Below are 17423 nucleotides of genomic sequence, written 5' to 3'. Positions count from 1 at the left end.
GTGCCCTCCTCGGCATCCGCCGGGCTCGTGCGGTGACCGGCGCTAATGCGGTGGTTCCCGGTCCCGCGATGGTCGAGGGGGCCGCGGTGCACGCACCCGGCGCTCACGCCGGGTCCTTTCCGAACAGCGCGCGAGCCGCGCCCGCCGTGACGACCGATCCCGTGATGATCACTCCCGCGCCGGACACCATCTCGCCCGCGTCGCCCACTTCCTCGGCGATCGCGATCGCGGTCTCCAGCGCGTCGGGCAGGGTGGCGGCGGAAACCACGCGCTCGTCGCCGAACCGCTGGACCGCGAGGTCGGCGAGGGTCTCCACGTCCAGCGCGCGGGGCGACCCGTTGCTGGTGACGACGATCTCGTCGAACACCGGCTCCAGCGCGGTGAGGATGCCGTCGGCGTCCTTGTCACCGAGCACCGCGACCACGCCGACCAACTTGCGGAAGTCGAATTCGTCGGTCACCGTCGCGGCCAGCGCCCGCGCGCCCGCCGGATTGTGCGCGGCGTCGATGAAGATGGTGGGCGCGCTGCGCATCCGCTCCATCCGCCCGGGACTGGTGACGCTCGCGAAGCCCGCGCGGACGGCGTCGATGTCGAGCCTGCGCTGCGCGCCGGCACCGAAGAAAGCCTCCACCGCCGCGAGCGCGAGCACCGCGTTGCGCGCTTGATGCTCGCCGTGCAACGGCAGGAAGATCTCGTCGTACACCCCGCCCAGGCCCTGCAACTCGAGTTGCTGCCCGCCCACCGCGATCTGCCGCGCGAGCACGCGGAACTCCGAGCCCTCGCGCGCGACCGCGGCGTCCACCTCGACGGCGCGGCGCAGCAGCACCTCCATCGCCTCGGGTTCCTGCTGCGCGATCACCGCGACGTTGTCGCGCGGCACCAGGCTCTCCGGGGCGCGCTTGATGATCCCCGCCTTCTCCCCCGCGATCGAGGCCAGGTCCGGACCCAGGTAATCGGTGTGGTCCAGGCCGATCGGCGTGATCACCGCCACCTGCCCGTCGATGACGTTGGTGGCGTCCCAGGTGCCGCCCATTCCCGTCTCGACGACCGCGACATCGACCGGCGCCTCGGCGAATGCGGCGTAGGCCATGCCGGTGAGCACCTCGAACTTGCTCATCGCGGGCCCGCCCGCGGCCGCCGACTGCTTGTCGATCATCTCGACGAAGGGCAGCAGTTCGCGATAGATCTCCACATACTTCGCCGGGGTGATCGGCGCGTTGTCGATGCTGATCCGCTCGGTGGCCAGCTGCAGATGCGGACTGGTGATCCGGCCGGTGCGCCGATGCAGTGCGGTGAGCAGCGCGTCGATTATCCTGGTCACCGAGGTCTTGCCGTTGGTGCCCGCGATGTGGATCGCCGGGTAGTTCTGCTGCGGCGAGCCGAGCAGGTCCATCAGCGTGGCGATCCTGGTGAGCGACGGCTCGATCTTGGTCTCCGGCCAGCGCTGGTCGAGTTCCGCCTCGACCAGCGCCATCTCGGCCAGTTCCACCGGCGAGGGACCGGAGCCGAGCCGCGCTCCGCCGCCACGGCCCTCGTCGTCGCCGTATTGCGGTTCCGGCTCGTGGTTCACTTGCCGCTCAACTCCGCCAGTCGGGCCCCGATGCGCGCGACCTCGTCCGCGGCGACCTGCTGCCTGCCGCGGATCTTCTCGACCACGTGGTCGGGCGCCTTGGCCAGGAACGCCTCGTTGCCGAGCTTGGCGGCGGTGCCATGGAGTTCCTTCTGCGCGGCGGCCAGATCCTTCTCCAGCCTGCGGCGCTCGGCGTCCAGGTCGACCGCGCCCGAGGTGTCCAACTCCACGGTGACCGTCCCGGCGCTCAGGCGGACCTCCACCGACGCGGTCGCGGCGAAGCCCGCGTCCGGCTCGGTGAGCCGCGCCAGGTTGGCGACCGACGCCGCCTGCTCGCCGAGCCCCGCCTCGCCGACCCCGATCAGTTTGGCCGCGACCTTCTGCTTGTCCGCCAAGCCCTGGTCGCTGCGGAACCGCCGGATCTCCGTGATCAACCGCTGGGTGTCGGAGATGCGTTGCGCCGCCTCCTGGTCCACGGGCACCCCGGAGGCCTGCGGCCACGCCGCGATCACGATCGACTCGCCGCCGGTCAGCGCCTGCCACAACGCCTCGGTGACGAACGGCACGACCGGGTGCAGCAGGCGCAGCACCGCGTCGAGCACGGTACCGAGCACCAACCGGGTCGCTTCCGCGCGCGCGCCGTCGGCGGCGAACTGCACCTTGGCCAGCTCGAGGTACCAGTCGCACAGCTCGTCCCAGGCGAAGTGGTAGAGCGCTTCACACGCCTTGCCGAACTCGTAGGCGTCGAACGCGGCGTCCGCTTCGGCGCGCACCGCGTCCAGCCGGTCCAGGATCCAGCGATCGGCGTCGGTGAGCTGTGCGCGATCAGGCAGGTCGCCCACCCGCGCGCCGTTCATCAGCGCGAACTTGGTCGCGTTGAACACCTTCGTCACGAAACTGCGCGAGGCGAGCACGTGCGGCTCGCCGACCGAGAGGTCGCCGCCGGGCTGCGCGCCGCGCGCGAGGGTGAAGCGCGTGGCGTCGGCGCCGAAGGCGTTGATCCAGTCCAGCGGGTCGATGCCGTTGCCACGCGACTTGGACATCTTCTTGCCGAACTGGTCGCGGATCAGGCCGTGCAGGAACACGTCCTTGAACGGCACCTGCCGCGCGCCGCCCTTGCCCGTGGTCAGCACGGCGTCCTCGGCGACGTAGGTGCCGAACATCATCATCCGCGCCACCCAGAAGAACAGGATGTCGTAGCCGGTGACGAGCACGCTTGTGGGATAGAACTTCTCGAGTTCGGCGGTGGCGTGCGGCCAGCCCATCGTGGAGAACGGCCACAGGCCGGAGGAGAACCAGGTGTCGAGGACGTCCGGGTCCTGCACCCAGCCCTCGGGCGCCTGCTCGTCGGGCCCGACGCACACCACTTCGCCCTCGGGGCCGTACCAGATCGGGATGCGGTGGCCCCACCACAGCTGACGCGAGATGCACCAGTCGTGCATGTCGTCGACCCAGCCGAACCAGCGCGGTTCCTGGCTCTTGGGGTGGATCACGGTGTCGCCGCTGCGCACGGCGTCGCCTGCGGCCTTGGCCAGCGACTCGACCTTCACCCACCACTGCATGGACAGGCGCGGCTCGATCGGCTCGCCGGTGCGCTCGGAGTGCCCCACGGAGTGCAGGTACGGCCGCTTCTCGGCGACCACGCGGCCTTCTCGCGCGAGCCGCTCGCGCACCTTGACGCGGGCCTCGAAGCGGTCCATGCCGTCGAATTCGGTTCCGGTGCCGGTGATCCGGCCGCGCTCGTCCATGATCGTCGGCATCGGCAACCCGTGCCGCAGACCCATCTCGAAGTCGTTGGGGTCGTGCGCCGGTGTGATCTTCACCGCGCCGGAGCCGAATTCGGGATCGACGTAGTCGTCGGCGATGATCGGGATCTGCCGTCCGGTGATCGGATGCTCCAGGGTCGTGCCGATCAGCGCCCGGTAGCGCGGGTCCTCCGGATGCACGGCCACCGCCGTGTCGCCGAGCATGGTCTCCACCCGGGTGGTGGCGACGACGACGTGCGGTTCGTCGTCGCGGAGCGAGCCGTAGCGCAGCGAGACCAGCTCGCCTTCCACGTCCTCGTACTTGACCTCGATGTCGGAGATCGCGGTGCGCAGTTCGGGCGACCAGTTCACCAGCCGCTCGGCGCGGTAGATCAGGCCCGCGTCGTAGAGCCGCTTGAACATCGTCTGCACGGCGCGCGACAGGCCTTCGTCCATCGTGAAGCGGTCCCGGCTCCAGTCGACGCCGTCACCGAGCGCGCGCATCTGCCACTGGATGGCGCCGCCGGATTCCCGCTTCCAATCCCAGACCTTCTGCACGAACAGTTCGCGGCCGAAGTCTTCCTTCGTCTTGCCGTCCACCGCGAGTTGCTTCTCCACCACGGTCTGGGTGGCGATGCCCGCGTGGTCCATGCCGGGCAGCCAGAGCACCTCGTACCCCTGCATCCGCTTGCGGCGCGACAGCGTGTCCATCAGGGTGTGGTCGAGCGCGTGGCCCATGTGCAGCGTGCCGGTGACGTTCGGCGGCGGCAGCACGATCGAGTAGGGCGGTTTGCCGCTGCCGGTGTCGGCGGTGAAATAGCCAGCGGCTACCCAGCGCTCGTACATCTCGGCCTCCACCTCGCTGGGAGTCCAGCTCTTGGGGAGGGCATCGGCACGATTACGCGTGTTGTCAGGGGCTGCGCTGGTCACCCCGCGATTCTAGAGCGCGTCGCCGCGCCGACTTCGGGTCGGTCGACCCGGCCCGCCGCTACCCGCGGATCCGCCGGGCGGCAGCGCTGTGGAAATCGGGCGGGATATCGGCCCGCGGGCGCTCCGGACGAATCGCGCGGAGCGGTATTTCACGACGGAGACAAAGAAAGGCGGAGTCTTCGGTGGATGAGGGACACCGAACACTCCGCCTATGCCAGTAGCTTACCGGCGATCCGAGGCCGGACTCGGAATCCATAAGCAATTCTCAGCTTCCGGCATTTTCTACCCCGGATATTCCCCTTATCGGGCCGGCACGGTGACGTCGGCCGACACCAAGTCGCCGTTGATCGCGATCGCGGCGGTCGAGCCCGCGCCCGCCGCGGAGATCACCTGCGCAGCCGGATCGCTCACATTACCGGCGGCCCATACGCCCGCCACGCTGGTGCGCCCGGTGGCGTCCGTCACCACCCAGCCGCTGTCGTCGAACGCACAGCCGAGCGCCACCAGTACGTCGTCGTTGGCGCGGAAGGTCGGCGCGACGAACATCGCCGTCCTCGGCACCGCTCGCCCGTCGGCCAGCTCCACACCGCACAGCCGGTCCTGCACCACGAACCGGGCGACCTCGCCGTCGAGCACCCGCACGCCGCGCGCGTCCAAGCGAGCGCGGTCGTCGTCGGACAGGGGCATCGTGTTCGGGAAGAAGATGACGTCGTCCGACCACTGCGGCAGCAGCAGGGCCAAGTGCACCGCCCGCGCCGATGCGCCGGGTTCCCGCCCACCGAGCACGCCGAGCGGCTGGTCACGCACCTCGTAGCCATGGCAATAAGGGCAGTGCAGCACGTCGCGCCCCCATCGTTCGCGCACTCCGGGCAGCCGCGGTAGTTCGTCGCGCAGCCCGGTCGCGACCAGCAGGCGGCGCGCCCGCAGCGTCGCACCGCCGCGCAGCCGCAGCACGAACTCCGACTCACCCACCCGTTCCGCGCCGACGACGACGTCGGAGATCACCTCCGCGCCGTAGCCCGCCGCCTCCTCGGCTCCGGCCGCCAGCAACTGCGCGGGCGGCATCCCGTCGCGGGACAGGAACCCGTGCATGTGCTCGGCGGGCGCGTTGCGCGGCGCGCCGCCGCCGACCACCGCGACCCGCCGCCGCGCCCGGGCCAGGACCAACGCCGCGGACAACCCCGCCGCACCGTCACCCACGATCACCACGTCATATGTCTCGCTCATCCGCGATCACCTCCACCGACACAGTGCCGCCGCTCGGCGCGTATCGGCAACTATTGTTGCCAAATCCGGGACGACGCGGTGCACTGGTGACATGTCCACACCACCGGGCGTCGCCCAAGCCCTCGCCGACATCGGTCCGCGACTCAAAGCGCTGCGGACTCGACGCAACGTCACGCTCACCGCGCTGGCGGAAAGCACCGGGATCTCCAAGAGCACGCTGTCGCGGCTCGAGTCCGGCCAGCGAAAAGCCAGCCTGGAGCTGCTGCTGCCGATCGCGATGGCCCACCAGGTGCCGTTGGACGAACTGGTGGCCGCACCGCGGATCGCCGACCCCCGGGTCCACACGACGGCACGGAAGATGAACGGGCTCAGCATTCTTCCGCTGACCCGGCAGCCGGGGCCGCTGCAAGCGTTCAAGATCATCATCCCGCCCGATCGTGGCGAGCCCGACCCCAAGGTGCACGAGGGTTTCGAGTGGCTCTACGTCCTGTCCGGACGGCTCCGGCTGGTGCTGGGTGAACACGATCTGGTGCTCGGCCCCGGCGAGGCCGCGGAATTCGACACCCGCCAACCGCATTGGTTCGGTAGCGCGGGCCGGGGACCGGTGGAAATTCTCAGCCTTTTCGGGTCCCAGGGTGAACGAATGCATCTTCGCGCGCGGTCGGCGGGCCGGAAACCCACATGAACCGATAATGTCCGAAATGTCCAGTATTGCCGAAAAGGCGAAACCTCGGGACTCTGGGAAGGGTGAACACTCCAGGCGCACCCCACTCGGCGAATCACCAAGAAAAACGGGGGTTTTCCCGGATGCCGAAGCCTTCTCGGCTGCGGACGCTGGGAGAGGTGAACCCCCCGCTGGAAGTCGCGCCTGGGCACGCCCCCGAACCGCGACCGCCGATCCTGGTCCCGGACGCGCTGCACGATCTACGCGGTCGCGTGGTCGCGGAGATTCGATACCCCGCCGCGGCGGCGCTGATCGTCGCGGGCGTCCCCGGCGCGGGTAAGAGCACCGCCTTGCGCAAATTCTTCGACGCCGACGCGGCGGCCACCGCACCATCGCACAGTCCCGCCGGGGTGCTGGTGCTCGACTCGATGCAGGCGCGCAATCGCTGGCGGCCCAAACTCTGGTGGCTGCCCTACCTGCTGTGGCGTCCGGTGGTGCACGTGGCGCACTTCGTCGCTGTTCGCGCCGCGTTGCGTGAGGTCGACGGCCCGGTCGTCATCCACGACTGCGCCACCTTCCGATGGGCGCGCGTTCTGATCGCGCGCTGGGCGGCGGGACGCGAATTGCACCTGCTCCTGCTCGATGTGCCCGCGCCGGTGGCCAGGGCGGGCCAGCACAGCCGCGGACGGCGGATCAATCACCTGGCCTTCCGGCTACACGTGCGCGGCTGGCGGCGATTGATGAGCGTGGTGGCGACGGAACCCACGGCCCGCGGTTCCCGGTCGGTCGTCATCGTCGACCGCGCGGCCGTCGACCGCCTTGGGTGCGTGACCTTCGCCTGACCGGTGAAAACCGCCGCCTCGGTGCGCCTCAGGGCACCAGAACGGTCAGTGCCGCCGGGACGGCCCTGATGGTGAGCGGCAGGGTGCCCGCCGGTTCGCCGTCGGCCGTGGCGGGCGCGCCCGCGGCGGTCAACGTGACGGCCGCGGCGCGGAACTGCTTGACCTCCGGGTGATTCTGGCGTTTCCCCGCCGACAGCGCGGGCAGCAAGCGCAGCATCTCCCGCCGCGACAGCGCGCCGACCACGGTCAAGTCGAGCAGTCCGTCGTCCATGATCGCGTCCGGGCAGATCAACATGCCGCCGCCGTAGGTGCGGGTGTTGCCGACCGCGACCATGACCGCCTCGGTCTCCAGCAGCGAGCCCGTGCCGGGGTTGGTGAGCCCGTCGGTCACCGCGTCCACCAACTCGACGCGGTAGGGAACGGTGAAGCGCCCGGAGATCTCGGCCAGCGCGGCGACGGTATAGCGCAGCCTGCCTTTCGGCCAGCGCATCTCATTGGCGCGCAGCGTGACTCGCGCGTCGAATCCGGTGCCGGTCACCGTGGCGAACCACATCGGCGCGCCGGGCGACTCGATCCGGCCGAGATCGATCGTCCTGGTCCGCCCGCGCAGCACGAGCGCGGCGGCGGCGAGCGGGTCGTCGGTCGGCACACCGAGTTCCCTGGCCAGGTCGTTGCCGGTGCCCGCGGGAACCATGCCGAGCGGGACGCCGGTCTCCGCCACGGCCTGAAGGGTCAGGTTGATCAGGCCGTCGCCGCCGACGCAGACCACGGCGTCGGGCGGCGCGTCGCCCGCGATGACATCTCGCACCTGCCGAACCGTTTCGACGGCCGAGGGCGCGCACACCTCGGCGACCTCGGCGCCGCCCGCGCGGAGACGGGCGACCGCGGCGCTCGCCGCCGCGCCGCTCTTGCCGTGCCCGGACCGCGGGTTGGTCACCACGGTGACCTTGCGTACCGGCGAATATTCGGTCACGGCACCAACTTTCCCGGATTGAGGATGCCGGCCGGATCGAGTTCGGCCTTCACCGCGCGCAGGACGCGCACGCCGAGGTCACCCACTTCGTCCGGCACCCAGGGGCGGTGGTCGATGCCCACCGCGTGGTGGTGGGTGATGGTGCCGCCCGCCGCGACGATGGCGTCGCCCGCGGCGCGTTTGGCGGCCTGCCACTGCGCCAGCGGGTCGTCCAACTGCTTGGCGACGACGGTGAAGTACAGCGACGCACCGGTCGGGTAGGTGTGCGAGATGTGGCACATGACCAGCGGGGGCGTCCCCTGCGCACTGAGCGAATCGGTCAGCGCCCCGGTCACCTTCTCCTTCAGCGCGCTCAGATTCGACCAAGTGGTGGCGGTTTCCAGCGTTTCACAGAGCACCCCGACATCCAGGAGCGCGTCGCGCAGGTACGGCGCGGCGAAACGACCGTGCTCCCATTCCCTGGCCGCTGCCTCGCCCAGGGCCGAGCCGCCCGCCGCGGCCAGCAGCGCACCCGCTTCGGCGCTGCGCGCGGCGACGTGCGCGGCACTGCCCTCGTAGGTGGTGACGGCCAGACATCCGGCCACCGGGTTGCCGCCGATATCGCCGGAGCGGGCGAGGTTGATCCCGGTCTCCGCCTCGTCGGACAGCCGGAGCACGGTCGGCGCCGCACCCTCCTGCACCACCGCGCGCAACGCTGCGGCGCCGGTCGCGAAATCGGGAAACGACCACGCCTGGTAGGCGACGGTTTCCGGGACCGGGTGCACGCGCAAGGTGACCGCGGTGATCACGCCGAGCGTGCCCTCCGATCCGACGAACAGCTCACGCAGATCCGGCCCCGCCGCCGAGGCGGGGGCGCGCCCGAGGACGAGCGTGCCACTGGGCGTCGCGATCTTCAGCCGCTGCACCATGTCGTCGAAACGGCCATAGCCCGCCGAAGCCTGGCCAGAGGATCGCGTCGCCGCGAAGCCGCCGATGGTGGCGAACTCGAAGCTCTGCGGGAAGTGCCCGAGGGACAAGCCGTGCCCGCCGAGCAGTTCCTCCGCGCGCGGGCCGGTGAGTCCCCCGCCCAGTGTGGCGGTGCCGCTGATCGGATCGATCGCGGTGATCGTGTCCAGCCTGCGCAGATCGAGGGCGATCACGGCGTCGAAGCGACCGCGCACGGGTTCGACGCCGCCGACCACGCTGGTGCCGCCGCCGAACGGCACCACCGCGACGGCGTTCGCCGCGCAGTAGGCGAGCACGGCGAGCACCTCGTCGTGGTCGGCGGGGAAGACGACGGCGTCCGGCGCGTCCTGCGGGCCCTCGGCCCGGCGGCGCAGCAGATCGGGTGTGCTCTTCCCCCCTGCGTGCCGCAACCGATCGCGGTGGTCGGCCGACACGTTCCCGGAACCGACCACCTCGACCAACCCGGCTCGCCGCGCGGGCGTCAACGCCGATTCGCGCAGTGGCACGTCGCCCTCATCGCGGCGCGCCACCGGATCGCCGGACACCCCGAACACCTGCGTCAGCAGACCACGGATTCGCTCCGAAAGTGGCTGGTGCCCAGCCGGGATTCCCCAGGCATCCCAGACCATACTCGCCGCCGACCCGCTCACGCCGGTCTTTGCCGCGGAAGCCGAATCGCCCTCGGCGTGCTGCCGTGTCTCCACCATGCGTTACAGTTTGACATAGACTGTCAAGCAGTAACGAAGGTTCGGACCATTCCCCTTGGTCGACGCCGGCCGTCGGCCGATCAACCCCCGGTGGTGACACCTTGACCGCTCCTGACGACTCCGCCGAGCGCCTCTCGGCGACCGACCTGGCGATCCTCGACGCCGCTCGCGCGTGCGTGGAGGAATTCGGCGTGCGCCGCACCACCCTCACCGAAGTGGCGCGGCGAGCGGGCGTCAGCAGGCCGACCGTCTACCGCCGCTGGCCGGACACCGGCGCGCTGGTGGCCGAGCTGCTGGTCCGCGAGCTGCGCGGGATCGTGGCGGCGACCATGCCGTCGGCGGGCAGCGCGCGCGTCAGGCTGGTCGAGGGCGTGGTCGCGGGAGCGGCGACGGTCCGGTCGAATCCTCTGTTCGGCAAGATCTTCCGTACCGACACCGATCTGATGCTCACCTACGTCTTCGGCAGGCTGGGACGCAACCAGCGCGCTCTGATCGAGCTGTTCGCGGCGGGTATCCGCGACGGCCACCGGGACGGCTCCATTCGCGGGGGCGACCCGGAACGGATGGCCACGATGCTGCTACTGATCGCCCAATCCGCGGTGCAGTCGGCGGGCACCGTCGCGCCGCTGCTGGCGGGCGAGCATCTCGACGCCGAACTCCGTCGCGCGATCGACGGGTACCTGGACGACCACGCCCGGGAGACCACTGAGGACACCGACCGGAGACAAGCGCGATGAGCCGTCTTCGACCCCTCTCGCCGTAACCGAAAGGCATTGTGATGAGCACTGATCCGGGGCACACCGGGGACTCCGCGTTGAACGCCGCCCGCCGTGCGGCGGATCTGTCGCGGCTCGGCGACGGCGCCGAGGTCGACGTGCTGGTGATCGGCGGTGGCGTCACCGGCGCGGGCGCGGCGCTGGACGCCGCGGCCCGCGGGCTGCGCACCGTGCTGGTGGAACGCCACGACCTGGCCTTCGGCACCAGCCGCTGGAGTTCCAAGCTGGTGCACGGCGGCCTGCGCTATCTCGCGAGCGGCCGCGTCGGCATCGCCCACGAAAGCGCCTCGGAGCGAGGCATTCTCATGCGCACCACGGCACCACATCTGGTGCGCCCGCTGCCCCAACTGGTCCCGCTGCTGCCGAATATCGGCACGACGCAAGCCGCACTGGTGCGCGCCGGTTTCCTGGCGGGTGATCTGTTGCGGCGTGGTGCGGGCACCCCCGCGGCGCTGCTGCCCCGGTCCAGGCACGTCGCCGCCGCGGAGGCGGTACGGCTCGCACCGACCGTGCGCCGCGCGGACCTGCGCGGCGGCCTGCAGGCATGGGACGGACAGCTGGTCGACGACGCGCGCTTGGTCGTCGCACTGGCGCGCACCGCGGCGGCCAACGGCGCGCGCATTCTGACCCGCGTCGAAGCGCTCGACGTGACCGGGAATTCGGCGACCCTGCGTGACACGCGCACCGGCGAGACCTTGGCGGTGCGGCCGCGCGCCGTGGTGAACGCCACCGGAGTCTGGGCCGATCAGGTGGATCCGAGTATCCGGCTGCGCCCGAGCCGCGGCACCCACCTGGTGTTCTCCGCCGCGTCCTTCGGCGGCCTGTCCGCGGCGCTCACCGTACCGGTGCCCGGCAGCATCGGCCGCTTCGTCTTCGCCTTCCCCGCCGCGCACGGCCGGGTCTACCTGGGGTTGACCGACGAGGACGCGCCGGGCCCGGTTCCCGACGAGCCGAAGGCCACCGACGGCGAGATCGATTTCCTGCTCGACACCATCAATCCCGCCCTGCGCGAGCCGCTGACCCGCGCCGATATTCGCGGCTCTTACGCCGGGTTGCGCCCACTGCTGGAGACCGCCGACGACAGCACCGCCGACATCTCGCGCAAACACGCGGTGCTGCGTTCCCCGAGCGGGATCGTCACCATCGTGGGAGGCAAACTCACCACCTACCGCAAGATGGCCGAGGACGTGATCGACGCCGCCGTCACGCACAACGGTCTCGCCGCGGCACCGTGCCGCACCCGGCGGCTACCACTGGTAGGCGCGGTCTCCGGAGCGGCGCGCGACCGCATCGACGCGCCGCCGGTGCTGATCGAACGTTACGGCGGTGAGGCGGACGCCGTGCTGGCCGCGGCGCGCCGTGATCCTGCCCTCGCCGAGCCGGTCGCGCCCGGAATCGACGTACTCGGAGCCGAATTCGCGTTCGCGGTGTCCCACGAGGGCGCGCTGGAGGCCGACGACCTGCTCGATCGGCGCACGCGCATCGGCCTGATCGCCGAAGATCGGGCCGCCGCGGCGCCCGCGGCCGTACGCGCCCTCGCCTGACGGCACGACGCGTCCGGGCGGCTCAGTCCATCGACCATGCGGACAGTTCCGCGCGCATGCACGCGCGCGGCCAGCGGTCGAGGCCGTGGGCCTGCTCGGCGGCGCGCAGCGCGACCAACCCCGGCGTCTCCTCCCCCGCCGACAGGTACCGGAAGCCGAGCCGCTCGTAATACGGCCCGTTCCACGGCACCTCGGTGAACGTCGTCAGCGTCATCGCGGGTAGGCCCGCGACGGCGGCCCATCGGGCGGCCTGGTCGAGCAAGCGCTTGCCGATCCGGCGCCGGGCATGATCCGGGCGCACCGAGACCTGCTCGATGTGGGCGTTCCCGTCGACCACTGCCGCGACGAGGTAGCCGATCGGCAGGTCGTCGTCGGTCCACACCCAGGCCCGCCCGGCCTGCTGGAACTGTCGCAGAGTCGCCAGCGAGGGCGGTTCGTCGTCGGCCACGGTCGTCATCCCGATTCGCGCGAACGGCTCACCCGCCGCGCGCTCGATGTCCTGGAGCACGGGGAGGTCTCGGGATGTCGCGGGTCGGATCACCGGCCCATTGTCAGTCCGCCCCCACGACATGAGCCAGCGAATTTCACTGCGCCCGCGTGGCGAGGATGCCGTTGAGCAGCACTTGCACGGCCCAGGCCGCGCGCGCCGCACCGCCGCCCGCCAGCAGAGCCTCTCGCATGGCCACGACGGTCGGATAGCGGTCGGCGGGCAGTTCGGCGAAGCGCCGCTCGATCGTGGCGAGGTACTCCTGCTCGCTGCCGCCCCCGACGCGGTGCGCACTCTGTTCGGACGCCGACGCGGTGATGTGCAGGAACAGCAGGTCCACCGCCCACGACGCGGTCAGCTCGTCCAGTCCCGCCTCGGTGAGCGCACCGAGCATCAGCTCCACCAGCCGCAGGGCGTTCGGACTGCTCGGAATCACACCGAGCGCGACGAGCGCCAGCCCTTCGTGCCTGCTCATCGCCGCCACCGTGGCATCGACCAGCTCGGTGAGCCGCTCCCGCCAGCTCGCCCCGGCGGGCTCGGGGACGGAACCGAGGACATGGTCGAGCATGGCGGCCATCAGATCGTCGCGATTGGCGACGTATACGTACAGCGACGCGGCGCCGGTGTCCAAGTCCTGTGCGACCCGGCGCATGGTCAGCGCCGCCGCTCCATCCCGGTCCAGGATGCGCAGGCCGGTCTCGACGATCACCTCGCGGCTCAGCGGAGCTTTGGCCGGGCGGGCCCTGCGGCTGACGGCTGCTGCGCTCATGAGCCGAGCATAACGAGGGACGAACGCCGTTCGGGTGAGCGGCGCAAGTCCATGCTCGTCCGGAGCTGCCGCGAAGAGGCCGATCCGGCGGGACGGAGCAGGCCGCCGAACGCCGCTTGTTGCGGAAAACACCACAACATGCAGCTCACAGCCTTTGCGAAGGTTGGCGGCGACCGCTCACGAGAACCCGCCCGACAGAGCGTGATTCGAGAATCCGATGACACGGCGAGACGTTCGCACTGTCCGCTTCGCGATGCGCGCAGACCCCGGTTCGGTGGTCGCCGACGCTCTATGCTGGCTTCGGTATGCCGGTAGTGCGCCGGGAAGGAGGGCGCGGGTGCGCAGAAAACCGTCCACCGTGGGTGTCGCACCGGGCGACGGACTCGTCGCCCGTTTCGGTGCGGTCGTCGCCTACCTCGGGGCCGAAACGACCTCCACGGACCGAATACTCGGCACCATCGAAGCCGTGGCCGAAGGCGAGCATCCCGGCGCCGCGCTGGCGCAACGCTTGGCCGCGGTGATCTTCGGCAGCACCGTTCAACCGCCGCCGTTCGGTGTGGTCGCCCCCACCGCGGACGGCGTGCTGATCCTGTTGCGCGGACCGGTGATCGCGGAGATCCAAGGCGCGGAGGGCACCCGCCGCCTCGACGGCGGGCGTGCGTTCACTTGGGTGGACGAGATCGTGCGCGAACCGGTGCGCCGCATCACGATCGGCGCGGACACCGGCGAGCCGCCGACCGCCCTGCCCCGCACCGACCTGCGCGCCGGCGTGGTCCCCGGCGGCGGCTTCGTGCTGCACGCCGCGGTACGACGCACCGGAAAAGCCGCCGAACCACGCACGTCCGAGCCTTCCGCGCAGGCCGAGCCCGAGGCGACGGCGGCGGCCGGTTTCGCGGCGATGCCGGAACCGACCGGCGCGTCCGACGCCGTCGCGCAAGCATCGCCCGCTCCGCGACCGACCGGCGCGTCCGACGCCGTCGCACAGGCAACGCCGATCCCTCGGCAGACCAGCGCCGCCGACGCCCTCGCACCAGCGACACCCAGGCCGACCGAGTCGGTCCGCCCCTTCGCCAAACCGCGTCCGCCCCGGCCGGTCCCGGACCGGCCGCCGGCGTGGTCCCAGGTGCAGCCCGCGCGCGAACCGGTCGCCCTGCGCAAAGCGCCCGAGAACGGCGGAACGCGAGCCGTGAGCCCGGCGGCGCTGTCCGGAGACGCCGTCGGTGCGCTGGTCACCGAAGAAGGGGCGGCCTACCCGTTGGACCGCGCCTACGTCATCGGGCGCGGACCGCAGGTGGACGAGGCGGTCCGCACCGCCGCCGCCACGCCGATCGTCATCCAGCGCGATCGGCATGTCTCGCGGGTCCACGCATATGTGTCGGTGGACGGCGGCAAGGTGTACATCCGGGACGCCGCCGCTACCTCCGGCACCTTCATCGCCGGTCCCGGCACCGACCAGTGGACCAGGATCAGCACGTCCCCGACCGAGCTCCCGCCCGGCTGGCGGGTCCGCATCAGCGAGCGGGTCCTCACCTACCGAGGCGACGAGCAGCGCACGGGCACGGCGGATATCGCGGGAGCGCGCCGCCGTTCGTAGCCGCCGAGGGCGCCTGGCAAAGTGGCCGCGGTGACGAGCTCGCCTGCCAGCACCGGCGCCCGCGTACTCGAACAGCGTCCCCGCGCCCGCACACGCCACGGCATCGGGCGCCCGGACCGGCGCCGACCACCGAGCCGCAGTGCGAGGTGGACTCCGTTCGAGCATGTCATGACGCTGGGCGCTCGCGGCTGCCTCGCACCAGGGCGCCGCACAGCGTGAACGGCTCGCCGAGCCGCCGCACCATGGCCGTGTACCGGACGGCTTCGCGCCCGGCTCACCGGCCTCGCGCCGGGGACGGCCGATCAACCGGTCGAGTCGAGCCCGGATCGCGCGGGGAGCACAATGGCGGCATGCACCGAAACGGACCGAGCCGCGACATCGACGAGTCCGAGCTGACGGTGACCCCGCCCGAAGAGCAGGCCGCGGGCGTCACCGCCGTGGCGGTGGCGTTGAAACGCTCGATCGAGGAGATGGGCGTCATCCGCACGGCGCGCACCCTGGCCCGGGTCAATCAGGTGCACGGCTTCGACTGCCCGGGCTGCGCCTGGCCGGAGCCGAGCAGCCATCGCAGGCCCGCCGAGTTCTGCGAGAACGGCGCGAAGGCCGTCGCCGAGGAAGCCACGCTGCGCACGGTTACTCCCGAGTTCTTCGCCACCCACTCGGTGGCGGACCTGAGCGACAAATCCGGCTATTGGCTCGGCCAGCAGGGCAGGCTGACCCACCCGATGGTGCTGCGTCCCGGAGACACCCACTACCGGCCGATCGCCTGGGACGACGCCTACCGTCTGATCGCCGACACGCTACGCGGGCTGGACTCCCCGGACGAGGCGGTGTTCTACACCTCCGGCCGCACCAGCAACGAGACCGCGTTCCTCTATCAGCTGCTGGTGCGCAGCTACGGCACCAACAATCTGCCGGACTGCTCCAACATGTGCCACGAGTCCTCCGGCGCGGCGCTGTCGAGCTCGATCGGGATCGGCAAGGGCTCGGTCTCCATCGATGACTTCGCCAAGGCCGACCTGATCATCGTCGCGGGACAGAATCCGGGCACCAATCATCCCCGGATGCTCAGCGCGCTGGCCGCGGCCAAGGCGAACGGCACCCGGATCGTCGCGGTGAACCCCCTGCCCGAGACCGGGCTGCTCGGCTTCCGCGACCCGCAGACGATCAAGGGCGTCACCACCGGCGTGCCGATCGCCGACGACTTCCTGCAGATCCGCCTCGGCGGTGACCTGGCCCTGTTCCAGGCGCTCGGCCGTCTGCTGCTGGAAGCGGAGGACCGCGCACCGGGCGCGGTGGTCGACCGGGCGTTCGTCGACGCCCACTGCGCGGGCTACGCCGAATACGAAAAGCACGCGCGCACGGTCGATCTCGACACCGTACTGGAAGCGACGGGTCTCACCGCGGCCGAACTCGAGCACACCGCCGAGCTGTTCGCCCGCTCGCGCAACATCATCCTGTGCTGGGCGATGGGCCTGACCCAGCAGGCCCATGCCGTGGCCACCATCGAGGAGGCCACCAATCTGCTGCTGTTGCGCGGCATGATCGGCAAACCGGGCGCGGGTGTGTGCCCCGTGCGCGGTCACTCGAATGTGCAGGGCGACCGCACCATGGGCATCTGGGAGAAGATGCCCGACGCCTTCCTCGACGCCCTCGACCGCGAATTCGGCATCAGCAGCCCGCGCGAGCACGGCCTCGACACCGTCGCCGCCATCCGCGCCATGCGCGACGGACAGGCGAAAGTCTTCATCGGCATGGGCGGCAACTTCGTCTCCGCCACCCCCGACACCGCCGTGACCGAAGCCGCGCTGCGCGACTGCGCGCTCACGGTGCAGGTCTCCACCAAACTCAACCGCAGCCACGTCGTGCACGGCCGTACCGCGCTCATCCTGCCGACGCTCGGGCGCACCGACCTCGACCTGGCCCCGGACGGCGCCAAGAATCAAGTCTCCGTGGAGGACTCGATGTCGATGGTGCACCTGTCCACCGGACGGTTGCGGCCGGTCAGCGACCAGCTGCGCAGTGAAGTCACCATCGTCTGCGAACTCGCCCAGGCAGTCCTTGGCCCCGACCACCCGGTGCCGTGGGCCCGCTTCGCCCGTGACTACGACAGCATCCGCGACGCCATCGCCCGCGTCGTGCCCGGCTGCGCGGACTACAACGCGAAAGTTCGCGGCCGGGGCGGCTTCCAGCTACCGCATCCGCCGCGCGACGCCCGCGAATTCCGCACCGCCACCGGCAAGGCCAACTTCGCGGTCAACGAGCTGACCTGGCTGCCGGTCCCCGCGGGCAGACTGATCCTGCAAACCCTGCGCAGTCACGACCAGTACAACACCACCATCTACGGCCTGGACGACCGCTACCGCGGCATCCACAACGGCCGCAAAGTGGTGCTGGTCCATCCCGAGGACATCACGGCGTTCGGTTTCCGCGACGGCGATCTGGTCGACATCGTCTCCGAGTGGACCGACGGCACCGAACGCCGCGTCGAAGGCTTCCGCCTGGTCTCCTACCCCACACCGCGCGGCAACGCCGCCGCCTACTACCCCGAGACCAATCCCCTGGTGCCACTGGACCACGTCGCGAAACGATCGAACACGCCAGTCTCCAAAGCGGTCACCATTCGTTTCGAGGCGAGCAAGGCATGACC

At 70.8% G+C, this 17423-nt stretch carries 13 protein-coding genes; 6 read left to right on the top strand and 7 right to left on the bottom strand.

Features of this window, described 5'->3' with window-relative positions; translation table 11 throughout:
- Positions 1-103: 103 nt before the first annotated feature.
- The 3 genes from ACFV2O_RS29275 to ACFV2O_RS29265 form a co-directional block, all read right to left on the bottom strand.
- A complete protein-coding gene (locus ACFV2O_RS29275) occupies positions 104-1474 on the bottom strand; it encodes a bifunctional folylpolyglutamate synthase/dihydrofolate synthase (protein ID WP_379254757.1) in 1371 nt (456 codons plus the stop codon).
- A 92-nt stretch (positions 1475-1566) separates the two neighbouring features.
- On the bottom strand, positions 1567-4245 hold the full coding sequence (locus ACFV2O_RS29270; RefSeq protein ID WP_379254624.1) for a valine--tRNA ligase: 2679 nt from the start codon (positions 4243-4245) through the stop codon (positions 1567-1569).
- A 300-nt stretch (positions 4246-4545) separates the two neighbouring features.
- Entirely contained in the window at positions 4546-5472 is a 927-nt protein-coding gene (locus tag ACFV2O_RS29265; protein ID WP_379254623.1) for an NAD(P)/FAD-dependent oxidoreductase, read from the bottom strand.
- A 91-nt stretch (positions 5473-5563) separates the two neighbouring features.
- Between ACFV2O_RS29265 and ACFV2O_RS29260 the strand changes: the two genes are divergently transcribed.
- Complete coding sequence (locus tag ACFV2O_RS29260; RefSeq protein ID WP_379254622.1) at positions 5564-6157, top strand: helix-turn-helix domain-containing protein; 594 nt, start codon at positions 5564-5566, stop codon at positions 6155-6157.
- A gap of 122 nt (positions 6158-6279) precedes the next feature.
- A complete protein-coding gene (locus ACFV2O_RS29255) occupies positions 6280-6978 on the top strand; it encodes a hypothetical protein (RefSeq protein ID WP_379254621.1) in 699 nt (232 codons plus the stop codon).
- 28 nt (positions 6979-7006) lie between these two features.
- On the opposite strand, the gene ACFV2O_RS29250 is transcribed toward ACFV2O_RS29255, so the two are convergent.
- Together ACFV2O_RS29250 and ACFV2O_RS29245 are read right to left on the bottom strand one after the other, a co-directional pair.
- A complete protein-coding gene (locus tag ACFV2O_RS29250) occupies positions 7007-7951 on the bottom strand; it encodes a diacylglycerol kinase (RefSeq protein ID WP_379254620.1) in 945 nt (314 codons plus the stop codon).
- The gene (locus ACFV2O_RS29245; protein ID WP_379254755.1) at positions 7948-9525 is read right to left on the bottom strand and encodes an FAD-binding oxidoreductase; all 1578 of its coding nucleotides are present in this window, start codon (positions 9523-9525) and stop codon (positions 7948-7950) included. Before ACFV2O_RS29245 ends, ACFV2O_RS29250 begins: the two co-directional genes overlap by 4 nt.
- A 179-nt stretch (positions 9526-9704) precedes the next feature.
- Here ACFV2O_RS29245 and ACFV2O_RS29240 point away from each other — a divergent pair, with 179 nt between their 5' ends.
- Both ACFV2O_RS29240 and ACFV2O_RS29235 read left to right on the top strand, forming a co-directional pair.
- Positions 9705-10340, top strand: coding sequence for a helix-turn-helix domain-containing protein (locus ACFV2O_RS29240; protein ID WP_356966500.1), 636 nt, complete (start codon positions 9705-9707; stop codon positions 10338-10340).
- A 41-nt stretch (positions 10341-10381) separates the two neighbouring features.
- The gene (locus ACFV2O_RS29235) at positions 10382-11923 is read left to right on the top strand and encodes a glycerol-3-phosphate dehydrogenase/oxidase (RefSeq protein WP_379254617.1); all 1542 of its coding nucleotides are present in this window, start codon (positions 10382-10384) and stop codon (positions 11921-11923) included.
- 22 nt (positions 11924-11945) lie between these two features.
- Here the strand turns inward: ACFV2O_RS29235 and ACFV2O_RS29230 are convergent, their stop codons facing one another.
- Together ACFV2O_RS29230 and ACFV2O_RS29225 are read right to left on the bottom strand one after the other, a co-directional pair.
- Positions 11946-12464, bottom strand: coding sequence for a GNAT family N-acetyltransferase (locus ACFV2O_RS29230; protein WP_356966503.1), 519 nt, complete (start codon positions 12462-12464; stop codon positions 11946-11948).
- Between the two features lie 43 nt (positions 12465-12507).
- Positions 12508-13179, bottom strand: a complete 672-nt coding sequence (locus tag ACFV2O_RS29225) for a TetR/AcrR family transcriptional regulator (RefSeq protein WP_379254616.1) — start codon at positions 13177-13179, stop codon at positions 12508-12510.
- A 337-nt stretch (positions 13180-13516) separates the two neighbouring features.
- On the opposite strand from ACFV2O_RS29225, the gene ACFV2O_RS29220 reads away from it, so the two are divergent.
- Complete coding sequence (locus ACFV2O_RS29220) at positions 13517-14773, top strand: FHA domain-containing protein (protein ID WP_379254614.1); 1257 nt, start codon at positions 13517-13519, stop codon at positions 14771-14773.
- Between the two features lie 350 nt (positions 14774-15123).
- Positions 15124-17421, top strand: coding sequence for an FdhF/YdeP family oxidoreductase (locus ACFV2O_RS29215; RefSeq protein ID WP_379254613.1), 2298 nt, complete (start codon positions 15124-15126; stop codon positions 17419-17421).
- Positions 17422-17423 lie beyond the last annotated feature (2 nt).

The organism is Nocardia sp. NPDC059691 (assembly GCF_042733915.1).
Classification (GTDB): Bacteria; Actinomycetota; Actinomycetes; order Mycobacteriales; family Mycobacteriaceae; genus Nocardia; species Nocardia sichangensis.
The sequence above is the reverse complement of the archived record's forward strand: the minus strand, read 5'-3'. Positions and strand labels throughout refer to the sequence as shown.